This is a genomic window from Plesiocystis pacifica SIR-1 (assembly GCF_000170895.1).
Classification (GTDB): Bacteria; Myxococcota_A; Polyangia; order Nannocystales; family Nannocystaceae; genus Plesiocystis; species Plesiocystis pacifica.
Genome location: NZ_ABCS01000001.1, coordinates 155,886 through 175,069 on the forward strand (window position 1 = coordinate 155,886; position 19,184 = coordinate 175,069).

Annotated in this window: 17 protein-coding genes; 13 read left to right on the forward strand and 4 right to left on the reverse strand. The window is 71.5% G+C overall.

The features are described 5' to 3' along the window. On the reverse strand, positions 1-1,122 hold the full coding sequence (locus tag PPSIR1_RS00590; RefSeq protein WP_086000887.1) for a carbon-nitrogen hydrolase family protein: 1,122 nt from the start codon (positions 1,120-1,122) through the stop codon (positions 1-3). A 91-nt stretch (positions 1,123-1,213) separates the two neighbouring features. On the opposite strand from PPSIR1_RS00590, the gene PPSIR1_RS49010 reads away from it, so the two are divergent. From PPSIR1_RS49010 to PPSIR1_RS00620, 7 genes are all read left to right on the forward strand, one after another. Next, positions 1,214-2,995 carry a PhzF family phenazine biosynthesis isomerase gene (locus PPSIR1_RS49010; protein WP_006969013.1) on the forward strand — a complete coding sequence of 594 codons (1,782 nt, stop codon included), beginning with the start codon at positions 1,214-1,216 and terminating at the stop codon, positions 2,993-2,995. Positions 2,996-3,092: 97 nt separating this feature from the next. Continuing rightward, complete coding sequence (locus tag PPSIR1_RS47225) at positions 3,093-3,239, forward strand: hypothetical protein (RefSeq protein WP_157595069.1); 147 nt, start codon at positions 3,093-3,095, stop codon at positions 3,237-3,239. A 37-nt stretch (positions 3,240-3,276) separates the two neighbouring features. Beyond that, positions 3,277-4,002, forward strand: a complete 726-nt coding sequence (locus PPSIR1_RS41470; protein ID WP_006969015.1) for a 2OG-Fe(II) oxygenase — start codon at positions 3,277-3,279, stop codon at positions 4,000-4,002. Between the two features lie 175 nt (positions 4,003-4,177). After that, a complete protein-coding gene (locus PPSIR1_RS00605) occupies positions 4,178-4,897 on the forward strand; it encodes a helical membrane plugin domain-containing protein (protein ID WP_157595070.1) in 720 nt (239 codons plus the stop codon). A 20-nt stretch (positions 4,898-4,917) separates the two neighbouring features. Beyond that, positions 4,918-6,117 carry an NAD(P)/FAD-dependent oxidoreductase gene (locus PPSIR1_RS00610; protein WP_006969018.1) on the forward strand — a complete coding sequence of 400 codons (1,200 nt, stop codon included), beginning with the start codon at positions 4,918-4,920 and terminating at the stop codon, positions 6,115-6,117. A gap of 80 nt (positions 6,118-6,197) precedes the next feature. After that, the gene (locus PPSIR1_RS00615; RefSeq protein ID WP_006969019.1) at positions 6,198-6,899 is read left to right on the forward strand and encodes an STAS domain-containing protein; all 702 of its coding nucleotides are present in this window, start codon (positions 6,198-6,200) and stop codon (positions 6,897-6,899) included. Next, positions 6,896-7,663: a hypothetical protein gene (locus tag PPSIR1_RS00620; RefSeq protein ID WP_006969020.1), complete on the forward strand. Its 768-nt coding sequence runs from the start codon at positions 6,896-6,898 to the stop codon at positions 7,661-7,663. Before PPSIR1_RS00615 ends, PPSIR1_RS00620 begins: the two co-directional genes overlap by 4 nt. Positions 7,664-7,805: 142 nt before the next feature. Here PPSIR1_RS00620 and PPSIR1_RS00625 read toward each other — a convergent pair whose 3' ends face one another. Further along, positions 7,806-8,450 carry a DsbA family oxidoreductase gene (locus tag PPSIR1_RS00625; protein WP_157595071.1) on the reverse strand — a complete coding sequence of 215 codons (645 nt, stop codon included), beginning with the start codon at positions 8,448-8,450 and terminating at the stop codon, positions 7,806-7,808. A 70-nt stretch (positions 8,451-8,520) separates the two neighbouring features. Then, positions 8,521-8,874, reverse strand: coding sequence for a DUF971 domain-containing protein (locus tag PPSIR1_RS00630; RefSeq protein WP_006969022.1), 354 nt, complete (start codon positions 8,872-8,874; stop codon positions 8,521-8,523). A 211-nt stretch (positions 8,875-9,085) separates the two neighbouring features. Here PPSIR1_RS00630 and PPSIR1_RS00635 point away from each other — a divergent pair, with 211 nt between their 5' ends. Then, positions 9,086-10,009, forward strand: a complete 924-nt coding sequence (locus PPSIR1_RS00635; RefSeq protein ID WP_157595072.1) for an ABC transporter ATP-binding protein — start codon at positions 9,086-9,088, stop codon at positions 10,007-10,009. Next, positions 10,009-10,995 (forward strand): ABC transporter permease subunit, encoded by a 987-nt coding sequence (locus PPSIR1_RS00640; RefSeq protein WP_006969024.1) that lies wholly within the window; start codon positions 10,009-10,011, stop codon positions 10,993-10,995. The genes PPSIR1_RS00635 and PPSIR1_RS00640 overlap by 1 nt, the downstream gene beginning before the upstream one ends. Positions 10,996-11,277: 282 nt before the next feature. Here the strand turns inward: PPSIR1_RS00640 and PPSIR1_RS00645 are convergent, their stop codons facing one another. After that, positions 11,278-12,240 (reverse strand): hypothetical protein, encoded by a 963-nt coding sequence (locus PPSIR1_RS00645; protein WP_006969025.1) that lies wholly within the window; start codon positions 12,238-12,240, stop codon positions 11,278-11,280. Positions 12,241-12,357: 117 nt separating this feature from the next. Here PPSIR1_RS00645 and PPSIR1_RS00650 point away from each other — a divergent pair, with 117 nt between their 5' ends. From PPSIR1_RS00650 to PPSIR1_RS00660, 4 genes are all read left to right on the forward strand, one after another. Continuing rightward, positions 12,358-13,326: a hypothetical protein gene (locus PPSIR1_RS00650; protein ID WP_045115121.1), complete on the forward strand. Its 969-nt coding sequence runs from the start codon at positions 12,358-12,360 to the stop codon at positions 13,324-13,326. Positions 13,327-13,770: 444 nt separating this feature from the next. Next, entirely contained in the window at positions 13,771-15,252 is a 1,482-nt protein-coding gene (locus PPSIR1_RS49015) for a ComEA family DNA-binding protein (protein ID WP_198154425.1), read from the forward strand. Between the two features lie 340 nt (positions 15,253-15,592). Beyond that, complete coding sequence (locus PPSIR1_RS50675; RefSeq protein WP_269744675.1) at positions 15,593-15,724, forward strand: hypothetical protein; 132 nt, start codon at positions 15,593-15,595, stop codon at positions 15,722-15,724. A gap of 267 nt (positions 15,725-15,991) precedes the next feature. Next, positions 15,992-19,162: an Hsp70 family protein gene (locus PPSIR1_RS00660; protein WP_006969029.1), complete on the forward strand. Its 3,171-nt coding sequence runs from the start codon at positions 15,992-15,994 to the stop codon at positions 19,160-19,162. The last annotated feature ends 22 nt before the right edge of the window (positions 19,163-19,184 follow it).

The following is a 19,184-nucleotide window of genomic DNA, read 5'->3' on the forward strand; positions in this document are numbered from 1 at the left end:
TCAGCGGTCTCCCGGGTGAGGGGGTGGAGGAGGCGGAGGCGGAGGCCCTGGGGGCGGCGGGGGCCCAGGGGGCGGAGGTGCTCCTCCGGCGGGCGCGGACGGCCCGTCGACGAAGCGCGCGGTGTCGTGGCGGCGGCGGTCGACGTGGAGCTGCAGCAGCTCCGGGCGGTGGTAGTGCCCGGCGACGTCGAGGTTGTGGCGCTCGCGGGCGACCGCGTCGAGGTCGAGGTCGGCGACGATCAGCCCCGCGCGCTCGGCCACGGGCTCGACCAGCCACTCCCCGCGCGGTCCGGCGATGGCCGAGCCGCCGCTGTAGTAGGCCGTGCTCGAGCCGGTCTCCGCCCTGCGCGACGCGTCGAGCCGCTCGAGCTGCTCGCGCAGGGGGAAGTCCGGGCCGATGTCCTCGGGGCGGAGCAGGGCGCTGGCCGAGACGACGTAGCAGCGCGCCTCCATGGCCGCGAAGCGGGTGATGTCGCCGGTCAGGCGGGGGCTGCCGGGCCACAGCGCGACGTGGACCTCGGGCGCCTGGGTCCACAGCGCGAACCGGGCCTGGGGCATCCAGTTCTCCCAGCAGTTGAGCGAGGACAGCCGGACCGGGACCGAGAGCTCGAGGGGGTGCACGCGCAGGCCGTTGCCGTCGCCGGGGGTCCACGCCAGGCGCTCTTCCCAGGTCGGCACGAGCTTGCGGTGGGCGCCCACGATGCCGCGCGCCGGGTCGATGGTCACCGCGGTGCAGTAGACCGAGCTGTGGCGCTCGGGGCTGGCCTCGACGACGCCCAGCACGACCGCGACGCCGCGCCGTCTCGATCGCTCGGCGATGGCGCGCAGCTGCGGGCCGTCGAGGCGGACGGCGGCGCGGACGTAGGCGGCGTAGGCTGCCCGCTGGTTGGGGTCGTCGAAGCGAGCCCCGTCGGTGTGGGTCAGCCAAAAGGGGTAGCCGGGCAGGAAGGTCTCGCCGAAGGCCGCGAGCTCGACCCCCTGATCCGCGGCCTCGTCGAGGCGGGCGAGGATGCGATCGCAGGTCGCGTCGGCGTCGAGGAACACGGGGGCGTCCTGGACCGCGGCGACTCGCAGCGTCCGGCCTCCAGCGGAGGTGGGTGAACTCGCGCCAGACCGGACCATGCGGCGTCGAGCATAGCCAACTGGGGGAGGGGAGGAAAAGGGGGGAGAGCGCCTGTCGTTCTCGACGCGCCCAGCTTTGCTAGGTTGGGGCGTGAGCGACGAGACAAAGGCGAGCCCCCGCGACCCCCGCGCGCTTCGAGAGGCGAACCGGGCCTCGTGGAATGTGGCCACCGCGGCGCACAATCGCCACAAGCGCGACCAGGCCGCGTGGCTGCGCGCGGGCGGAGAGCTGCTCTTCCCCGAGGACTACGCCCTGCTCGGCCCCCTCGAGGGCGCGAAGCTGCTGCACCTGCAGTGCAACAGCGGCCAGGACACGGTCTGTCTGGCGCGCGCGGGCGCGAGCGTGACGGGGGTCGACATCAGCGACGAGGCGATCGCCTTCGCGCGCGGCCTGGCCTCGGAGCTCGAGCAGGCCCTCGGCCCGCGCACGCCGAGCTTCGAGCGCGCCGACATCTACGACTGGCTCCCGACCGCGCGCGCGGCCGGCCGGCGCTTCGACAAGGTCTACAGCTCCTACGGGGTGATCTGCTGGCTGCCCGATCTGCGGGCCTGGGCCGAGGGCATCGCGGGCGTGCTGCGCCCGGGCGGGACCTTCGTGCTCGTCGAATTCCACCCCTTCATGCAGTGCTTCGACGAGACCGGGGCCCGGGTCTTCCCCTACCTCGGGGCCGCACGAGGGGAGGTGCTGAGCGTCGACGAGGGCGTCAGCGACTACGTGGGCGAGTCGGGGGCGGCCCTGGCCCCCACGGGCTTCGTGCCCCTGCCCGAGGGGGAGGCCTTCACCAACCCCAACCCCTGCCACGAGTTCGCGTGGTCCCTCGCCGATCTGTTCGGGGCGCTGCGCGACGCGGGCCTGCGCGTCGAGGCCTTCGAAGAGCACCCGCACTGCAACGGCTGGCGCTGCTTCGACGACCTGGTCCTCGACCCGGACAACGATCGCCGCTGGGTCTTCCCCCCGGGCCAGCCGACGATTCCGCTCACCTACGGCCTGCGCGCGCGCAAGCCTGGCCTGCCCCTCGCCCGCGTCGACGCCTTCGTCGGAGCGAGGGGGGAGCTGGGCGGGAACCCGGCGGGGGTGTGCGTGCTCGAGCGCCCCGAGGATCTCGGCGAGGGGGCGGCCATCGACGCGCGCATGCAGGCCATCGCCGCGGACAACAACCTGTCGGAGACGGCCTTCGTGTGGCCGACTTCGGCGACGGGCGAGCGCTGGCGCATCCGCTGGTTCACGCCGACGACGGAGGTCGACCTGTGCGGGCACGCGACCTTGGCCAGCGCGCACGTGCTGTTCGAGGCGGCGCCGCACGCCGAGCTGCGCCTCGACTCGCGCAGCGGCGAGCTCGTCGTCCGGCGTGGGGGCGAGGGCGCGCAGGTCCTGGACTTTCCCGCTGAACTCGCCGAGCCCGAGACCGACGCCGGGCGCATCGACGCGCTGGTGGCAGCGCTCGGTCTGCCCGCGGGCGCGCTCGTCAGCGTGGCGCGGGCGAGCTACTGGCTGGTGATCGTCGACTCGGCGCAGGCCGTGGCCGCGCTGCGCCCGGACTTCGCCGCGGTCTTGGCCATCGCTCCGGGCGAGGTGATCGTCAGCGCGCCAGGGCCAGAGGCCGCGGGAGGCGACGGGGTCGACTTCGTGTCGCGCTTCTTTGGACCGGGAGTCGGCATCGACGAGGACCCGGTGACAGGCTCGGCCCACTGCATCCTCGCGCCCTACTGGGCCGCGCAGCTGGGTAAGGATCAGCTCCGAGCGCGCCAGCTCTCGGCACGCGGTGGCCTGGTCGATTGCAAGGTTCTGCGTGGGCCTGATGAGGGGCAAGCTTCGCGGGTCGAGCTCACTGGCCATTGCCGCGTGACCCTGCGTGGCGAGCTGACTTCCTGAGGTCGCAAAACGAAATCGCGCGTCGGCAGCCGAGGGGCCCACGCGATCCCGAGGAGGTGGTGAGCGCATCGGTGGACCGCGCGGACTCGTGTGCCTGGTGATCGGCTCCATGGCGCTGGCCTGCGCGCAACGGGGCGTCAATGGAGACGAGGCGGCGGACGAGGTCGGAGTGGTTAGCGAGGGAGATTGCTACGCGCTGCCCTTCGCGCGCTGGCCCGAGGTCAGCATCCTGCTCGACGGCTGACTTGCCCTGGCGTCGCGCGGGTGGAAAGCTGCGCGCCATGGCCTCCTCGACCCCGCGCTCTTCGGCCGTCCGCGTCCTCGACGACTTCCTCGACGAGGGCACCTGGACGGCGCTGTGGAGCGACTTCCAGTTCATGGATCTCCACCCCGTGACCCGGACCTCGGGGGCCTGGAAGCTCGACGACGGCGTGCCCCTGGGCGGGGAGGCGGCGGTGATCGGGCGCGGCGCGGGGGCGGCTGGCCCGGCCCTCGCCGAGGGGGAGTTCGACCCCGACGCGCCGGCCCTCGACGCGCTGCTCGAGGCCGTGCTCGCGCAGCTGCACGCGGCCCCCGAGCTGGTCGAGGGGCTCATCGACGAGGGCTGGGACCGGGTCAGCGGGCGGCCCTACGTCTACCCCCGGGGGACCGGGCTGTCCTGGCACGTCGACGACCACGAGCTCTACGCCGGCGCCTTCATCTACTACGCCCATCCGCGCTGGGACGTGCACTGGGGCGGCGAGCTGCTGCTGGCCGAGCTGCCCGCGGACGAGGCCCTCGACGAGCTCCCGATCATGGCCTACCGCTTCGCCACCGAGGCCTACTCGGCGGCGCTGCTCGAGCGCGGCTGCGGGCGCTTCATCATGCCCAAGCCCAACCGCCTGGTGCTGCTCGGGGGCGCGCCGCACATGGTCGCGCCCGTGCGCGCGGCCGCGGGGCAGCAGGTCCGGGCGAGCGTCTCGGGCTTCTTCTTGCGCCCGGACGCAAGCGCTGCGGACCAGGCCTAGGCGGTCCGCGCAAAGCCAGCGGGGTCGCTCGCGGGTGAAGATGGGCGAGCTGGTACGGTCCATGCTGCGCGTTCCAGCCGTTGCAACGCGGGGGGACGGCGGCGTCCTCCAGATGGCGTAAACACGAGCTGCGCGGGGCTCGAAGCTGGCTCGGTCCTTGCTCTGGTGGGGGCCGATGTCCAAGCCCTCACGCTCGAGTCTCTCATCCAAGCCCCCGGCGCCCGCCGTGTTTGGCTCCCCGCCACCTGGCCGCGCGGGGGCCCAGGACACCGCCGCGCTGCTGCGCTCCATCGATGCCCGCCTCGAACGCATCGAGGCTCGCCTGGCGCAGCTCGACCCGCTGCTCGACGCGGCCCCCGGTGCCCTGGCGATGTTGGGCGACGGCTTCGACGAGCTCGCGCGCGGGCTCGGGGACATGGACGCGCGCGGCCGCGCCCTCGTGGCCCTGCTCGAGCGCGCGACTCGGCCTCAGACCCTGGCCCAGCTCCACGCCGGCCTGGACTTGCTCGAGTCTGCGCCGGGCCTGGTCGCCGTGGTCGGCGACGGCTTCGACGAGCTCAGCCGCGCGGCGGCCGAGCGCGGCCTCGACCTGAACGCCGTGGTGCCCCAGCTCGGCCGCGTGCTCGAGGGGGCGCTGCGCCGCGTCGCCGACGGGCAGCTCGCCGACCTGCTCGAGTCCGACCTGCTCGATCCCGCGGCCGTGGCCGCCCTCGGCTCCGCGGCGCGGGCGATGGCCGCGAGCCACGGCCAGCGCGACGCCAACGCCCGCGCCGGGCTGATGGCGCTGTGGTCCGCGACCCGCGAGCCCAGCGTCCAGCGAACCCTGGCCCTGACCATCGACTTCGCCCGCCGCTTCGGCGCCGAGCTGTCGACCGCCCCCGCCCTCAACCCCTGACCCCGCCCGGAGACACGACCATGACGAACACCCAAGACACCACCCATCACGAAGTCCTGATCGTCGGCGGCGGCACGGCCGGCCTGAGCGTCGCGGCCCGGCTGCGCGCCGCGGGCGTGGCCGACGTGGCCATCATCGAACCCTCGGACAAGCACTACTACCAGCCGCTGTGGACCCTCGTCGGCGCCGGCGTGTTCGACAAGGAGGTGACCGAGCGCGACGAGGCCGACTACATCCCCGAGGGCGCGACCTGGATCCGCGACGCCGTCGCCAGCTTCGACCCGGGCAACTCCAAGCTGCGCACGCGCGCGGGCGCGACGGTGAGCTACGACTACCTCGTGGTCGCGGCCGGCATCCAGATCAACTGGGGCGCCATCGAGGGCCTCACGCAGGCCCTGGGCACGGGCGGCGTGGTCAGCAACTACGCCTACGACAGCGTCGACAGCACCTGGGACGCGATCCGCAATTTTAGCGGCGGCAAGGCCCTGTTCACCTTCCCGAGCACGCCCATCAAGTGCGCCGGGGCCCCGCAAAAGATCATGTACCTGGCCGAGCACGCCTTCCGCCGCCAGGGCGTGCGCCGGCGCAGCGAGGTCGTCTACTGCTGCGCCGGGCCGCGGATCTTTGGGGTGCCCAAGTACCGCAAGGCGCTCGAGGCCATCATCGAGGCGCGCGACATCCAGACCAAGTGGCGCCACGACCTGGTAGCGATCCGGGCCGAGCAAAAGCAGGCGGTGTTCCGGCACATGGACTCGGGCGAGGAGCAGGTCCTCGACTACGACATGATCCACGTGACCCCGCCCCAGAGCGCGCCGGACTTCATCGCCACCAGCGAGCTGGCCAGCGCCAAGGGCTGGGTCGAGGTCGACAAGTACACGACCCAGCACCTGCGCTTTCCGAACGTGTTCTCCCTGGGGGACTGTTCGAGCTTGCCGACCTCGAAGACGGGGGCCGCGATCCGCAAGCAGGCGCCGGTGACGGCCGAGAACCTGCTCGCGGTGCGCGGCGGCCGGGAGGCCACGGCGCGCTACGACGGCTACGCCTCGTGCCCGCTGATCACCGGCTACGGCAGCTGCATCCTGGCCGAGTTCGACTACGACGGGACGCCGGTCGAGACCTTCGATTTCGACCAGGCGCGAGAGCGCTACAGCATGTACGCGCTCAAGGCCTACGCGCTGCCCCAGATCTACTGGAACGGTATGCTGCGCGGGCGCATGTAGTCTCGCCGCTGAGACGGTGGCGGGACGGAGGCGCCGTACTTGCGTTCGCCCCGTCCCGGCGGGACCATGGTAGGCAGCGCATGGAAATCGCCGACTTCGACCGTCGCCTCGAGCGGCTGACCGATACCCTCGCGCGCATGCTCGACGGGGAGTTCGAGGACCTGGGTGACGTCACGGCGCCGCCCGAGGACCCGCTCGGGCGCATCGAGGAGACCGTCCGGGACCTGGTCCTCGATGCCAAGACCGCCGCCTTGGCGCAGCGCGAGAAGGAGGCGGCGCTGGTGCTCCAGCACGAACAGCTCGTCGAGCGTAGAGCCGTCCTCGATGAGCAGCGCCGGCGCATCGAGGCGCAAGAGCGCGAGCTCGCCAAGCGGGCCGCGACCATCGAGGCGCAGGCCTCGGCGATCCGCGAGCTGTCGACGCCGATCCTCGAGCTGTGGCGCGACGTGCTGGTGCTGCCGATCATCGGGAGCATCCACGAGGAGCGGGCGGTGCAGATCACCGAGGCGCTGCTCGGGACCATCGCCGCGCGCAAGACCCGGTGGGTGATCATCGACGTCACCGGGGTCGACGTGGTCGACACCCAGACCGCCGATCACCTGGTCCGGGTGGTCCGCTCGGCGGCGCTGCTCGGGACCTCGTGCATGTTGACCGGGCTGCGCCCGAGCGTGGCGCAGACCCTGGTCAGCCTCGGCGTGTCCCTGGACGCCGTGCACGTCGAGCGCAACCTCGAGCGGGCGCTGCTGCGGCTGCGCCTGGGCGAGCCGGAGGCGCGGGCGTGAGCGAGGAAGGGGCGTTGGGTCTCGAGGCCCTGGGGACGCGCCGGGCTCGCATGGCCCTCGAGCGCCGGGTCCAGCGAGCGATGCAGGGGGCGGCGAGCCTCGAGCAGGCCGCGCAGCGCTACGTCGAGGCCGTGCGCGCCGAGCTCGGCGACGCCGTCGCGCTGGTCCGGGCCTTTGCGACGGTCGAGTACGGCGCGCTGCCCCAGGCGCACCGCGCCTTCGTGGCCGGGCTGTGCGCCAAGCAGGATCAGCGCGCGCTCCTGCGCGAGGACACCCTGATCCTCACGCTCATGGGCAGCGCTGGCATGGAGCCGGCGTGGGGCAGCCCGCGGACCTCCGAGGGGCACCTGGGCATCCCGCTGCTGTCGAGCGCCTTCCTGGGCCGCATCCCGATGATCGCCGCGATGCTGACGGAGCTCGGCATCGAGCTCGAGGGCTTCGACCGGCCCGGGGACATCATCGTCGGCCAGACCTTCGGCGTGCACAGCGGGGTGTTTCACGTCGGCGACGCGGCCACGACCGTCGACGACGAGGGCCGCAAGGTCATCGGCGCCCAGGACTTCGTGGCGCGCTACGGCATCCGCAGCGTGTTCGGGGTCGGGGGCGGCTACGTGGGCACGCCGGTCTACCTGACCTTGATCTGGTTTTGCCGCGAGGTCGCGGGCGCCGAGCTGGCCGAGGCCTGCCGCACCCACGTCGATCGCTTCAAGGCCGAGACCACCGCGCAGGTCCAGGCGGGGCGGCTGTTCTCGACGGAGCCCTGAAGCGCAGGCCCTCGCAGGCCCGGAGCGCGGAGCACCGACGCGAGCGCGGCCAACAGGGTCCTCCAACGGGTCCTCGCCCCTGGGGGCGAGGCGGCGCAGCTGTGGCTGCGACGGGACCGCATCGCTCTGACGAGCTTCCTCGTTAGGGCTGGCCCTCGAGCAGCTCGCGCAGGACCTCGACGGGCTGGGCCCCGACCACGCCCCGACCCTCGCTGACGTAGGTCGGCACGCTGCGGACGCCCGCTTGCATGGCGACGCGCCAGGCCTGCTCCCGGGCGGTGATGAACTCGCCGGCTTCGAGGGCGGCCCGGGCCGCGTCGGCGTCGAGGCCGGCCTCGGCGGCGATCTGGGCGAGCACCCCGAGGTCGTGGACGTCGAGGTTCTCGACCTGGTAGGCGCGGAACAGGCGGTCGTGGAGGGCGTCGAGCTGCTCGGGAGTGCCCGTGGCCTCGGCCCACAGCGCGAGCTCCTGGGCGCGGCTGGTGTTGAACTGGCGGCGACCCTCGAGCGCGGCGGGGTACTCGAGGCCCTCGGCCGCCATCATCGGGGCGAGGCGTGCCATGGCGGCCTCGACGTCGAGGCCGCGGGCGCGCAGGTGCGCGACGATGTCCCGGCCGCCCGGGGTCGTCGGCGTGTCCGGGCTGAGGGGGAAGGGGAGGAGCTTCGTCGTTCGCCCACGCGCCGCCTCGCTGCCGCCCTCGGCGATGGCCCGGGACAGCCGAGCCCGACCCAGGTAGCACCACGGGCAGGCGTAGTCGCTGAACATGATGACGGGCTCGTCGGGCATGGCGACCATGATAGCCCTGGGCGCGCTCGTGTGAGTTTGGTCTGCCCGCTCGGGGAGGTCTCGCAGCCTGCTATTCGGGGGAGTAGACGCCGTTGACGAAGCGGCCCGTCTTGGGGCCCTCGGGCGGCGCCTCGTAGCGGATCTTCGCCAGCCACGACCAGGAGTAGATGCCGTCGTCGTGCCCGTCGGCGAAGCGGATGCCGATGGCGTAGGCCCCAACTTCCCAGATGTCGGCGATCCGTGCCGGGGCCGCTTTGGCCGGCGCGGGCCGGTAGGCGATGGTGGTCGAGTGGCCCTGACAGCCCGCGCAGGGGCACCAGGCCCGAAGATAGGGCACCTCGAGCACGCTGGTGATCCCGTCCTCCCAGGTGATCGCCAGGCGGTTCTGGCTTGGGCTATGGGCAATGTCGACGGGGCGCGCCATGGCGCGATGGTAGCAGCGCGCCCACGTGGCGGTGGTGTTTCACGGGGCGCGGGTTTTTTCGGTTCGCCTGAGACAAGCCGCGCGCTGGCGACACGGAGCTTGGAGGCCGAGCTCGCAGGCAGCGCTTGCCGACGCGCACTCGGCGTGCTGTGCTCGGCCCCGCACTGCCCAGCACTCAGGAGCGAGCGTGTATCTCATCGAGACCAAAGCGTTGACCAAGACCTACAAGGGGGGCGTCCAGGCCCTGCGCGGTATGGACCTGCAGGTCCCCGGCGGGTGCTGCTTCGGCCTGCTCGGGCCCAACGGCGCCGGCAAGTCGACCCTCGTCAAGATCCTGCTGTCGATCGTCCGGCCGACCTCCGGCTCGGCGACGCTGCGCGGCATCGACATCGGCAAGGCCGAGGCGCGCCGCGGCGTGGGCTACCTGCCCGAGGGTCACAAGTTCCCGCCCTACCTGACCGCCGAGGGCGTGTGCCGCTACTTCGGCGCGCTCGCGGGCATCACCGGCAAGGAGCTCGACCGCCAGGTGCACGAGAAGCTCGAGCTCGTCGGCCTCGGCGACTGGAAGGACACCAAGCTCAAGGGGCTGTCCAAGGGCATGGCCCAGCGCGTCGGCGTGGCCCAGGCGCTGGTCGGCGATCCGGGCATCATCTTCCTCGACGAGCCGACCGACGGCGTCGACCCGGTCGCGCGCCAGGGCCTGCGCTTCGTGATCCGCAAGGTCACGGAAAAGGGCGCGGTGGTGTTCATCAACTCCCACCTGCTCAGCGAGATCGAGCTGCTGTGCGACCAGGTGGCGATCGTCGACAAGGGCGAGATCCTGCGTCAGGGCACGGTCTCGGAGATCGTCGCCGGGGTCCAGGGCTCCAAGAACCTGGTCAAGTTCCACACCGACGAGCTGCCCGAGGAGCTGTGGTCGACGCTCGAAGAGCGCGGGGCCGAGCGCAAGCCCGACTCGCGCTTCGTCATCGAGATCCAAGAGGACGCCGAGATCTCTGGGCTCATCGACGAGCTGCGCGCGGCCGCGGTGATGATCTACGCCGTGGAGCCCCAGCGCATGAACCTCGAGGACGCCTTCATCGACCTCATCGGCGCCGACCGGGGACTCCAGGTCGAGAAGCGGGAGGTGGCCTGATGGGTCCCTTGATCGCCATCGTCGCCGACACCTGGCGGCAGTCGCGGCATCAGGTCGTGTTCATGCTGCTGCTGGTCATCCTGCTCGTGCTCTCGATCGTCCCGACGGTCATCGCCAACCCGGTGACCTTGCCGGACGAGAACGGCGAGCAGGTCGAGCACGTCCGCCTGCTCAACTTCGAAGAGAGCGAGGTCCTGCTCGAGGGCATGTGGGCCATGACCTACGCCCAGAGCATCATGCTCAACCGCGACGAGGACGACGAGGGCGAGCCCCTCGACCCCTTCAGCCCCGAGGGCCAGGCCCTGCAAGAGGAGATGGAGCGGATCGAGGAGCTGGTCGAGGACACGCCGCACAAGCAGCGCGCCGTCGAGGCGTTGATCTCGGCCGTCTCGGGCATGGTGTTCACGATCAGCATGCTGCTGTTCATCGCCGCCGCGTCGGGCTACTTCCCCTCGATGCTCGACGCGGGCGCCATCGACATCGTGCTGGCCAAGCCCGTCGAGCGCTGGAAGGTCTACCTGGGCAAGTACCTCGGCGGCCTGGCCCTGTTCGCCTCGGCCCTGTTCGCCTGCTACACGCTGATGTTCCTCGGCCTGGGCATCCGCACGGGGGTGTGGGCCATGGACGTGTTCCTGGTCATGCCCCTGCAGCTGCTCGCGGCCGCGACCTTGTTCGCCCTGCTGGCGCTCATCGGCGTGATCACGCGCAGCACCAACCTGTGCATGATCCTCGGCTTCGTCTACTACCTGGTCGTCGACTCCGTGCTCCAGATCCTGGCCATCATCCCCTTCGAGGTGGAGTGGCTGGAGACCGTGCAGAAGATCATCCGCTACGGCATCCCGAACTTCGGCATGCTCAAGACCGCGGCACAGATCTCGCCGATCAACGCCCCGGCCGTGCCCTGGGAGCAGGTCGGCGTGGCGGCGGTGTGGATCGTGCTGAGCACGGCGGTGGGCTACTGGCGGTTCCGCTCGACGGACTATTGAGCGCTGCTTTGCCCCCACAGCCGCCTGGAGACCGGGGGCGCTTCGTCGCTGTCCGCTCCTCCGCTTTGGCTTGGTGGGCAATGGGGCTCGTGCCTTGGAGAGGGCACGGGGTCGCCCCCGCTCGCGGGGGCGTGGATGGGTTCACGGTCTGTGAGCGGGTCGGCCAGAACAAGGCGCGTCGCCTCGCGCCGGGCCTGGCGGCGAGATCGAGGAGCCGAAGCGAAGATGTATCGGGCATAGCTCGAGCTTCGGCGACAACGAGCCTCGCGGCCTTGAGCCCGCTCAGTCGTGGCGCTCGAGGTCCTGGGCGAAGGTCAGCTTGGCGAGCTCGCCGGGCCGAAACAGGGCCAGCTTTTGCTGCCGCTGGGCCATGCTGAAGTCGCCGGCGATGGCGGCCTGGGCGTGGCCCTGCATCTCGCCCGGGGTGTTGCCCGCGTAGCCCTGGACCGCGACGCTGTCGGAGCTGCTCGCGGTCCAGGAGCGTCGACACAGCGGCTTGCGGTCGGCGTCGAAGAAGGTCACGTGGCCCCGGGCCGCGCCGCCCACGAAGTCCGCGCCGCTGAGGCTGGGGCCCGCAGCGCTGGCGGTGTGGTCGACCCCGATGACCGGGCTGTCGACCATGGCCTGCATCACGGGCATGTAGATCGACAGCGAAGACCGGCCGAGGCCCGCGGTCAGGACGCCGAGCTGCTGGTCGCTGATCAGCAGGACCTCGGCGGGGCCTCCGAAGGCGCAGGTCGAGGGCACCATGGCGTCCTTGGACCCATCGAGCAGCGACTGGGCCATCGCCTGGGCGGAGTCCTTCACGGCCCGCAGCTCCTCGCTCAAGCGCTCCTGGCTGCGATCATCGACCGCGATCCGGATGTCGCCCAGCCCCGGGTCCTGCGAGAAGTGGAGGGAGAACAGCTGCTCTTTCGAGCCGAGCAAGAGCAGCACGTCCTCGGTCGGCGGCATCAAGCCGCTGACCATCGTGTCCTCGATGTCGACGACCTCGAGCCCGGACTCTTGTTCGTAGCGGGCGACGAGGGCCGGCACGCCGTCGCCCTCGTTGTGGATGAAGAACAGGTCAGGGTCCTCGTAGCCCCGGGTGCAGATGACCCCGCCGGACAGGGGCTCGACGGCCTCGAAGCCCGCCGGCGGGCTCGAGCGCTTCTCGAGCCCGCCGCAGTCCGGTTTGCAGCCCAGGCTCAGCGTGCAGGCGAGGGGGAGGGCCAGCTGCAGCGACAGGGTGGTCCAGCGAAACACGGCAAAGGATACCGAGGGCGCTCGTTGTTCTCCAGGTCGCGCAGGGCTGGGCCTGGCGAGGAGGAGGGGAAGAAGCATCAGGTTGACGCAGGCCTGCGCGGTTCGCACGATCGGTCCGTGTCAGACAAGGAAAAGAAACGTGGGGAGCGCAAGTTTGTGGTCGGGGCGCGGGTCGAGCTGCGCACGCGGACGCAGCCCGAGCACAACAACTGGACGCGCCACCTGAGCTTCAAGAACCACGACGGCGAGTACAAGCGCTGGAAGCTGGACTTCTCGCGCAAGTCGGACCGGCTCTACAGCGCTGAATTTCCCGACGGCTTCGAGGTCCTCAATAGCATGATCGAGCCCGGGGGGCGCAGCTATTGGGACTCGATGTACCTCGAGAACCGCGGCGGCCGGACGGAGCTACCCCTGGCGCACCTGCTCGTCGAGCTGCACTACGAAGACCCGGCCGGGAATTCTCCGCGGGACATGGACCACTCGAAGATCCCGATCCTCGACGGGGCCATCACCAGCACCCTGCGCGCCGGCAACCACAAGGTCGCGCTCAACGGCCTCGCCCGGCGCTCGCGCTACGCCTGGGCGGGGGTCGACAGCTCGCACAGCTCGCTGGTCCGGCGGGTCGCCCGGGATCTGGGCAAGTGCGGCAGCGACGGGCCCGGTGACGCCTTCGGCAAGAACTGCAAGTACGGCGGCGCGGTCAAGCTGCTGTGCAGTGAATTCGCGTCCTGGTACTACTACCAGGAGGACATCGAGATCGGCGGCGAGGACTTCCGCGACATCGTCGGGACCCAGAAGATGCACGACGCCTTCGTGGCGGCCGACCGCGCCTATCGCTGGCACAACGGGCGCAAGGCGTGGATCCACAAGCGCACGGAGGCCGAGTACATCCCCAAGGCCGGCGACTTCCTCGAGCGCCGCGGCGCCGACGGAGATGCCGAGCACGCGATGATCATGCTGCGCTGGGACGCGGCCAATCGGGAGGCGATCGTGTTCAACGGGCCCTGGCCGGTGACGCTGCGCCGGGTCAAGGTGCACGAGGAAGAGATCGACAAGGGCAAGGACTACTGGGTCGGGCGAATTTGAGCGCTGTTTTGCCCCCACAGGCGCTTGGGACCGGGGGCGCTTGGTCGCTCCGCTCCTCCGCTGGGGTTGGTGGGCAATCGAGTTCGTGCCATTGAGAGGGCATGTGGTCGCCCCCGCAAGCGGGGGCGTAGATTCGTTGGCAGTCTCTGATCCCGGCCCAGCGCGCGCAGCTCATCGACGACGTCTGAGTCGCGGACGTGGGGCAGGGAGGGCGTGGCGTCGTCCACGACGGCTAAAATAGACAGGGACTGTGAAAAGTTCACAGTCCCTGAGTCGCGGACGTGGGGCAGGGAGGGGGCCCCGGCAGGGGGGGCGAGCTCGATTTCGATTTCAAACCCGCTCGCGTCGTTGCGACGTGATCGGGGTTGTTCGAGGGGCGGGCGTGCATCCTCGATCGAGGTGTGCTCTCTTGGTGTCTCGATTGCCTGGTTTGGAGGTGGAGACATGTGGAGTCCGGCACGGTTCGATGCGCTCACGGTGTGGGCGGACCAGCTGCAGGCCCAGGGTGATGGCTTTGGCGAGGCCCTGGCGCTGGGGCTGACGGCGCTGCGAGCTCGGCTCGCCGGGGACCCGCGGGCGCCAGCGTTGACCGAGGCCGAGGCCCAGGCGCGGGCGGGCACGGAGGCCGGCCCGCTCGCGGCGTGGATCGAGGGCGCGGCGAGTCGTCGGGGCGGGCGCCCGAGCCTGAGCGCGGTGTGGTGCGGCCCCTTGCTGGTCGCGCTGCGCTACGACGCGGAGAGCCGCTACGTGAAGATCGAGGACTTGATCCGCCGGGCGCTGACGAGCCGCTGCGCGGCGCACATGCGCTTGCTTCACATCCAGCCGCCCCTGGGCGCGGGGGCCAGTCGGCTGCGCCAGATCGGCGCGGCGCTGCGCGAGGCCGACGTCGTCGCGCGGCCCAAGGTGCTGATCCTCGGCCCGGCGCCCTGCGACAACGCGGTCCACCACCGCACCGCCCACGGCGTCGATCGCTGCCCCTGGCCGGAGCCCGAGGACGGGCTGTGGGCGTGCTTTTGGGGCCACGAAGCCCTGGCGCTGCCCTACCACTCGGGCACCCGCAAGGAGCGTCAGGCCTTCCTCGAGCAGCAGGCCCGGGCGGCCATGCTCCGCGCGCGCTCGGGCGGCCAGGTGAGCCCGGCCGTGTTGACCGCGCTCGCGCGTGGCCTGTTCGACCCCTCGTGGCGGATCCACCGGCGCTCGGCTCGGCTCGCGGCGCAGGTCGGTCCCCAGGCCGCGGGCTTGTTGCCGCTCGTCGCCCTGCCCCGGGCGGCCGCGCTCACCCCGGGCCCGGAGGCTCGGCGGGCGGCGGCGGACTTCCTGGCCTCGGCCGTCTACGACGGCAGCGTGCCAGCCATCGCCGAGGCCCTGCGCGGCTACGTGGACAGCTCGGTGCTCGTGCACGGCGTGGGCAGCTACGGCCGCCCGCAGTGGTTGCGGACGAGCCTGCCCTTGCCCCTCGCCCTCGCCGGACGGACGGAGTGGGGGCCGGTGATCGAGGTGTTGATCGAGGCGGCCCAGGCCGGCGGCTACGACCAGAAGGTCCTCGACCTCAACGCGGCTTGCCACTCGGAGCTGTCCGCCCTGCCCGGCGTGGGCTGGGTGATCGCCAACCGCATCCTCAGCCGTCGGCAGGAGTCGCCGTTTCTGTCCGTCGACGGCCTCGCGGAGGTCGAGGGCATCTCGGCGCAGACCGTCGAGGCCCTGCGTCGGCACTGCCAGGTGCAGCGCCCCAAGTCGCTGCTCGATCCGCGGACCGTCGATCCGCGGGTGCTGCCCGTGCCTCGAGCCGTCGCCGAGGCCGTCGCCGCCGCGGCGCCCTTTTGGGTGCCCAAGGACCTGCTCGAGGTCCCTGGGGTGGGGCCGGTTCGCTACGGCTTGCTGGCGCCAATGTTCGACTGGGAGCTCGTCTGCGGACGACACGAGTAGCCGCCCGCGTCGCTGGCAGCGACGTGGGCCGGCTACTCGTGTTTGCCCATCGACTCCCACACCGTCGCCAGATGCACGCATGTGTTGCCAAGTGCGACAGGCAAAATCAGGGCGTCTTTCGAGGTCCCCAAGGGCGCGGATCGGGCGAGCGCTTCGAGGGGGAGATAACGGCGTCTAGGGGGCCTCTGAGGCCGCTTTCGGCGGTTTTTGCAGATCCGTCCCAGCCTGCCCCGGTGATTCTCGCAGCCATTGAAATCATTGACGATTCCCTCTGGTGCGCCGAGCTGGCTCGAGCTTCGCTTCCTAGACGGGCATGGATGTCATCTCGACCATCGCAGCCGTGTCCAGCTCCATGTTCATGTTCCTTGGTGCCTGCGTCGTGATCAACGAAGAGGGCTACTCGGTCCGCGTGCCCCAAGCCTTGAGCTTCGTCTGGCGCGGCAACCGTCAGCCGACCCAGCGCTTTGGCTGAGCCGTTCGAACTCGGGGTTGTCCGAAGCCAGCCCCCCGGCACCCGTGCCGGTCGCCCACGCTTCGCCGGGTCACGGACGGCCCGGGCTCGGACGCCCTGCGGGGTCTTTGAGGGAGGCCGAAGCCTCGCGAGATCCCGGGTCGCCAGGGAGGGCGGTCCGGGGTACAGAACCACAAAACAGCCGCCAACGCGGCGATTTTGGCGGGTACGTCGGGCCCGAGTCCTTGACAGGGATCGCCCCCTTCGTAGTCTGCGGGGCCTCTCGTCATGGCCGCGCGCAAGACACCCAAGCCCTCCGTCCCCGAACCCGTCCTCGTCGTCGATCTGGGGAGCTCGCGCTGTCGGGCCGCCCTGGTCATCGACGGCCGGCCCGAGGTGCTCGACTGGGCGGACTTCGGCGGCACGCTCCCGACGGTGATCGGCCTCGACGGCGAGCGCCTGGTGTTCGGCGACGCGGCGCGCCGCCTGGCGATCACCGAGCCGCGCGCGCAGGTGTTCGCCGCGCCGCGCATGGCCGGGACGCGCTGCGAGCTCGCCGAGGTCAGCGACGACTTGCACCGGGGTGTTCCGGTGGTCCGCGGACCGGGCGGCGATCTGCATTACGTATTGTCCGGGGAGCGTTGGCCGATCCCGCGCCTGCTCGCGGTCTTGCTCGCGACCATGCTCGCCAAGGTCAGCCACGAGCGCGGGCTGAGCGTCGAGCGCACTTTGGTCTCGGTGCCGCCTGGGTCCAGCGACGCGCGGCGCCGGGCCATCACCCACGCCCTGGAGATCGCCGGGTTGCCCGGGGTCGAGCTCGTCCACGGGACCAGCGCGGCGGCCCTTGGGTGGTGGACCCTCGAGCGCGAGGGGCAGGGCGCGCTGGGTATGGCGGACCTGGCCGAGACCCTGGCGAGCATGCTCCCGGAGGCGGAAGCTCCGGACGAGGCGGACGCGAAGGAGTCGGAAGGCGAAGAATCTGGAGAGTCCGAGTCCGAGGAGGCTTCGGAGGATGGCGAGGTCGAGTCCGGGGGGGAGGACGCCGAGGCCGAGGCCCCCGAGGAGGACGAGCCCGCGCCGACGGAGCAGCTCGTGGCCATCCTCGACCTCGGCGCGGGCAGCTTCGACGCCGCCCTCGCCCGCCTGAGCCCCGAAGGCGTCGAGATCCTCGCGTCGCGCAGCGAGCTCGAGGTCGGCGGAGAGGAGCTCGACGAGCGCGTCGTCGAGTGGCTCCTGGGCGTGTTCGAGGACGCCAACGAGATTGACCTGTCCGGGGACCCGACGGTCCGGGCGCGCATGCGCGACGTGGCCGAGAAGGCCAAGATCGCCCTGACCGACGAGGACGCCTACGACATCAACCTGCCCTACCTGTTCGCCGACGCGAGCGGCCCCAAGCACCTCGCCGTGACCCTCGAGCGGGACACCTTCGAGCGGCTGATCCGCGACCAGGTCGAGGCCGTCGGGGAGCTGGCCGCGAGCGTGCTCGCCGACGCGGGCGAGGAGGCGGACCGCCTCGACGCGCTGGTGATGGTCGGCGGGACCAGCCGGGTGCCGGTGATTCAAGACCACCTCGAGGCGCGCTTTGGTCGGGTGCCCGAGACCGAGCTGGGCAACCCCGGCCTCGACGACGACTTCATCGCGCGCGGGCTGGCCCTCGAGGCCCACCGCCGGGGTCAGCGGCGGCCCAAGCTCGCCCTCGTCGAGGTCGCCAGCCACGACCTGTGGCTGCGCCGGCTGGACCTCGACGGCGCCCCGATGGACGCCTACGCCCCGCGCCGGCTCGTCGAGCAGGGCGCGGCCTTGCCCGTGCGCCGGTCTCTTGATCTGACCGACTCGATCCGCAGCGCGGGCGGGGTGCTCCGCTTCTCCCTCGCGCAGGGGGAGGCCCAGGCCGACACGGCGATGCACCTGCGCCTGGAGGCGGGGGAGGCCCGCCGGGTCGAGCTCTACCTCGAGGTCGACGCCAGCGGCCGGATCCACGCCCGGACCGGCGCCGAGCCGCGCCTGCGTCGGCTGTGGCGCGTGGGTTTGAGCGAGCGGGCGGTGCTCCGCTACCGCCGCGAGGCTCGAGACCGGGCCCTCGAGGCGGCCGAGCGCGAGCGCAGCGTCGCCCTCGTCGGGCAGGTCCGCGAGCGGCTGCGGCTGGTCGAAGCCTGGACGAGCGACCCCAAGAGCGGCGTCGACGACCTGCTCAAGACCAGCCTGGAGCAGTGGGCGCGGGAGGCCAACGCCGCCCTCGAGCGGGGGACCGCCGAGCTCGCCCACGCCGCCCTGGAGGCCTTCATGAGCCTCGAGGAGGCCCTGCCGGCGGCGCTGCGCGAGCTCGTGCCGAGCGCGGCGGGTCTCGTCGGTGAGGACGAGCCGGACGAGGACGGCGAGGAAGGGGAGGGCGCGGTCGAGGAGGCCGCGGAAGAGCCCCTGGGCGAGGTCGCGGACGACTACGGCGAGGACGACCTGGTCCCGCGTCTGGAGCTCGAGGGCGAGTCGGAGGACGAGGACGAGGACGACGACGAGCCTGAAGAGGAGGCCGAGGTCGCAAAGGAGGCTGAATCAGTCGAGGACGAGGACGAGCCTGAAGAGGAGGCCGAGGTCGCAAAGGAGGCTGAATCAGTCGAGGACGACGACGAGCCTGAAGAGGAGGCCGAGGTCGCAAAGGAGGCTGAATCTGTCGAGGCGGAGCCTGAAGAGGAGGCGGAGCCAGTCGAGGAGGCGGAGCCAGTCGAGGAGGCCGAGCCCGCGGAAGAGGCGGAGCCAGTCGAGGAGGCGGAGGCTGCCGAGGAGGCTGAATCTGTCGAGGAGGTGGAGGCTGCCGAGGAGGTAGAGGCTGCCGAGGAAGCTGAGGAGGCTGAATCTGTCGAGGAGGCGGAGCCAGTCGAGGAGGCCGAGCCTGCAGGAGACGTGGAAGAGCCCGAGCCGGCGGTGGACGTCGAGCCGGCGCCGTCGTCGGAGCCCGGGGCACCCTCCGAGCAACCTCTCCCGCGCCCCGACGCCGGCATGGCCACGGAGGTCGAGCTGTTCGACGCCGGCCCCCAGGACGAGCCCGCGAGCGAGCGCGAGCAGCATCCCGAGCACGAGTCCGAGCTCACCGAGCACAGCTTTGGCGGGGAGGAGACCGAGTTCGAGGCTTCGCCCGAGCCTGCTCCGGAGGCTGAGTCGAGCCCCGAGCCTGCCGCGGAGCCCGAAGCAGCCCCACAGACCGCTTTGGAAGCTGAGACTGCAGCAGAGCCCGAGGCGACTCCGGATCCCGAGCCGAGCCCGGCAGAGCCCGATGCCGCGGAAGAGCCCGAGGCCGCGGCAGAGCCCGATGCTGCGGCAGATCCCGAGGCCGCGGCGGAGCCCGAGGTCGCGCCAGAGGAGCTCGTGACCCAGGAGTCACCCCCTCCCGAGGCGCCTGCGCCGACCGCGGAGAGCCCGGAGACCGGCGTCGGGTCCGAGCAAGCGCTCGTCGACGACGATTGAGCGTCCAGGGCCCGCTCCGCTG

Excerpts from the sequence above, each read along its gene's own strand:
- PPSIR1_RS00610 (WP_006969018.1), top strand. The coding sequence starts at position 4,918 with ATGACGAACACCCAAGACACCACCCATCACGAAGTCCTGATCGTCGGC.
- PPSIR1_RS00605 (WP_157595070.1), top strand. The coding sequence starts at position 4,178 with ATGTCCAAGCCCTCACGCTCGAGTCTCTCATCCAAGCCCCCGGCGCCC.
- PPSIR1_RS00630 (WP_006969022.1), bottom strand. The coding sequence starts at position 8,874 with ATGGCGCGCCCCGTCGACATTGCCCATAGCCCAAGCCAGAACCGCCTG.
- PPSIR1_RS41470 (WP_006969015.1), top strand. The coding sequence starts at position 3,277 with ATGGCCTCCTCGACCCCGCGCTCTTCGGCCGTCCGCGTCCTCGACGAC.
- PPSIR1_RS49015 (WP_198154425.1), top strand. The coding sequence starts at position 13,771 with ATGTGGAGTCCGGCACGGTTCGATGCGCTCACGGTGTGGGCGGACCAG.
- PPSIR1_RS00615 (WP_006969019.1), top strand. The coding sequence starts at position 6,198 with ATGGAAATCGCCGACTTCGACCGTCGCCTCGAGCGGCTGACCGATACC.
- PPSIR1_RS00590 (WP_086000887.1), bottom strand. The coding sequence starts at position 1,122 with ATGGTCCGGTCTGGCGCGAGTTCACCCACCTCCGCTGGAGGCCGGACG.
- PPSIR1_RS00640 (WP_006969024.1), top strand. The coding sequence starts at position 10,009 with ATGGGTCCCTTGATCGCCATCGTCGCCGACACCTGGCGGCAGTCGCGG.
- PPSIR1_RS00660 (WP_006969029.1), top strand. The coding sequence starts at position 15,992 with ATGGCCGCGCGCAAGACACCCAAGCCCTCCGTCCCCGAACCCGTCCTC.
- PPSIR1_RS00625 (WP_157595071.1), bottom strand. The coding sequence starts at position 8,450 with ATGCCCGACGAGCCCGTCATCATGTTCAGCGACTACGCCTGCCCGTGG.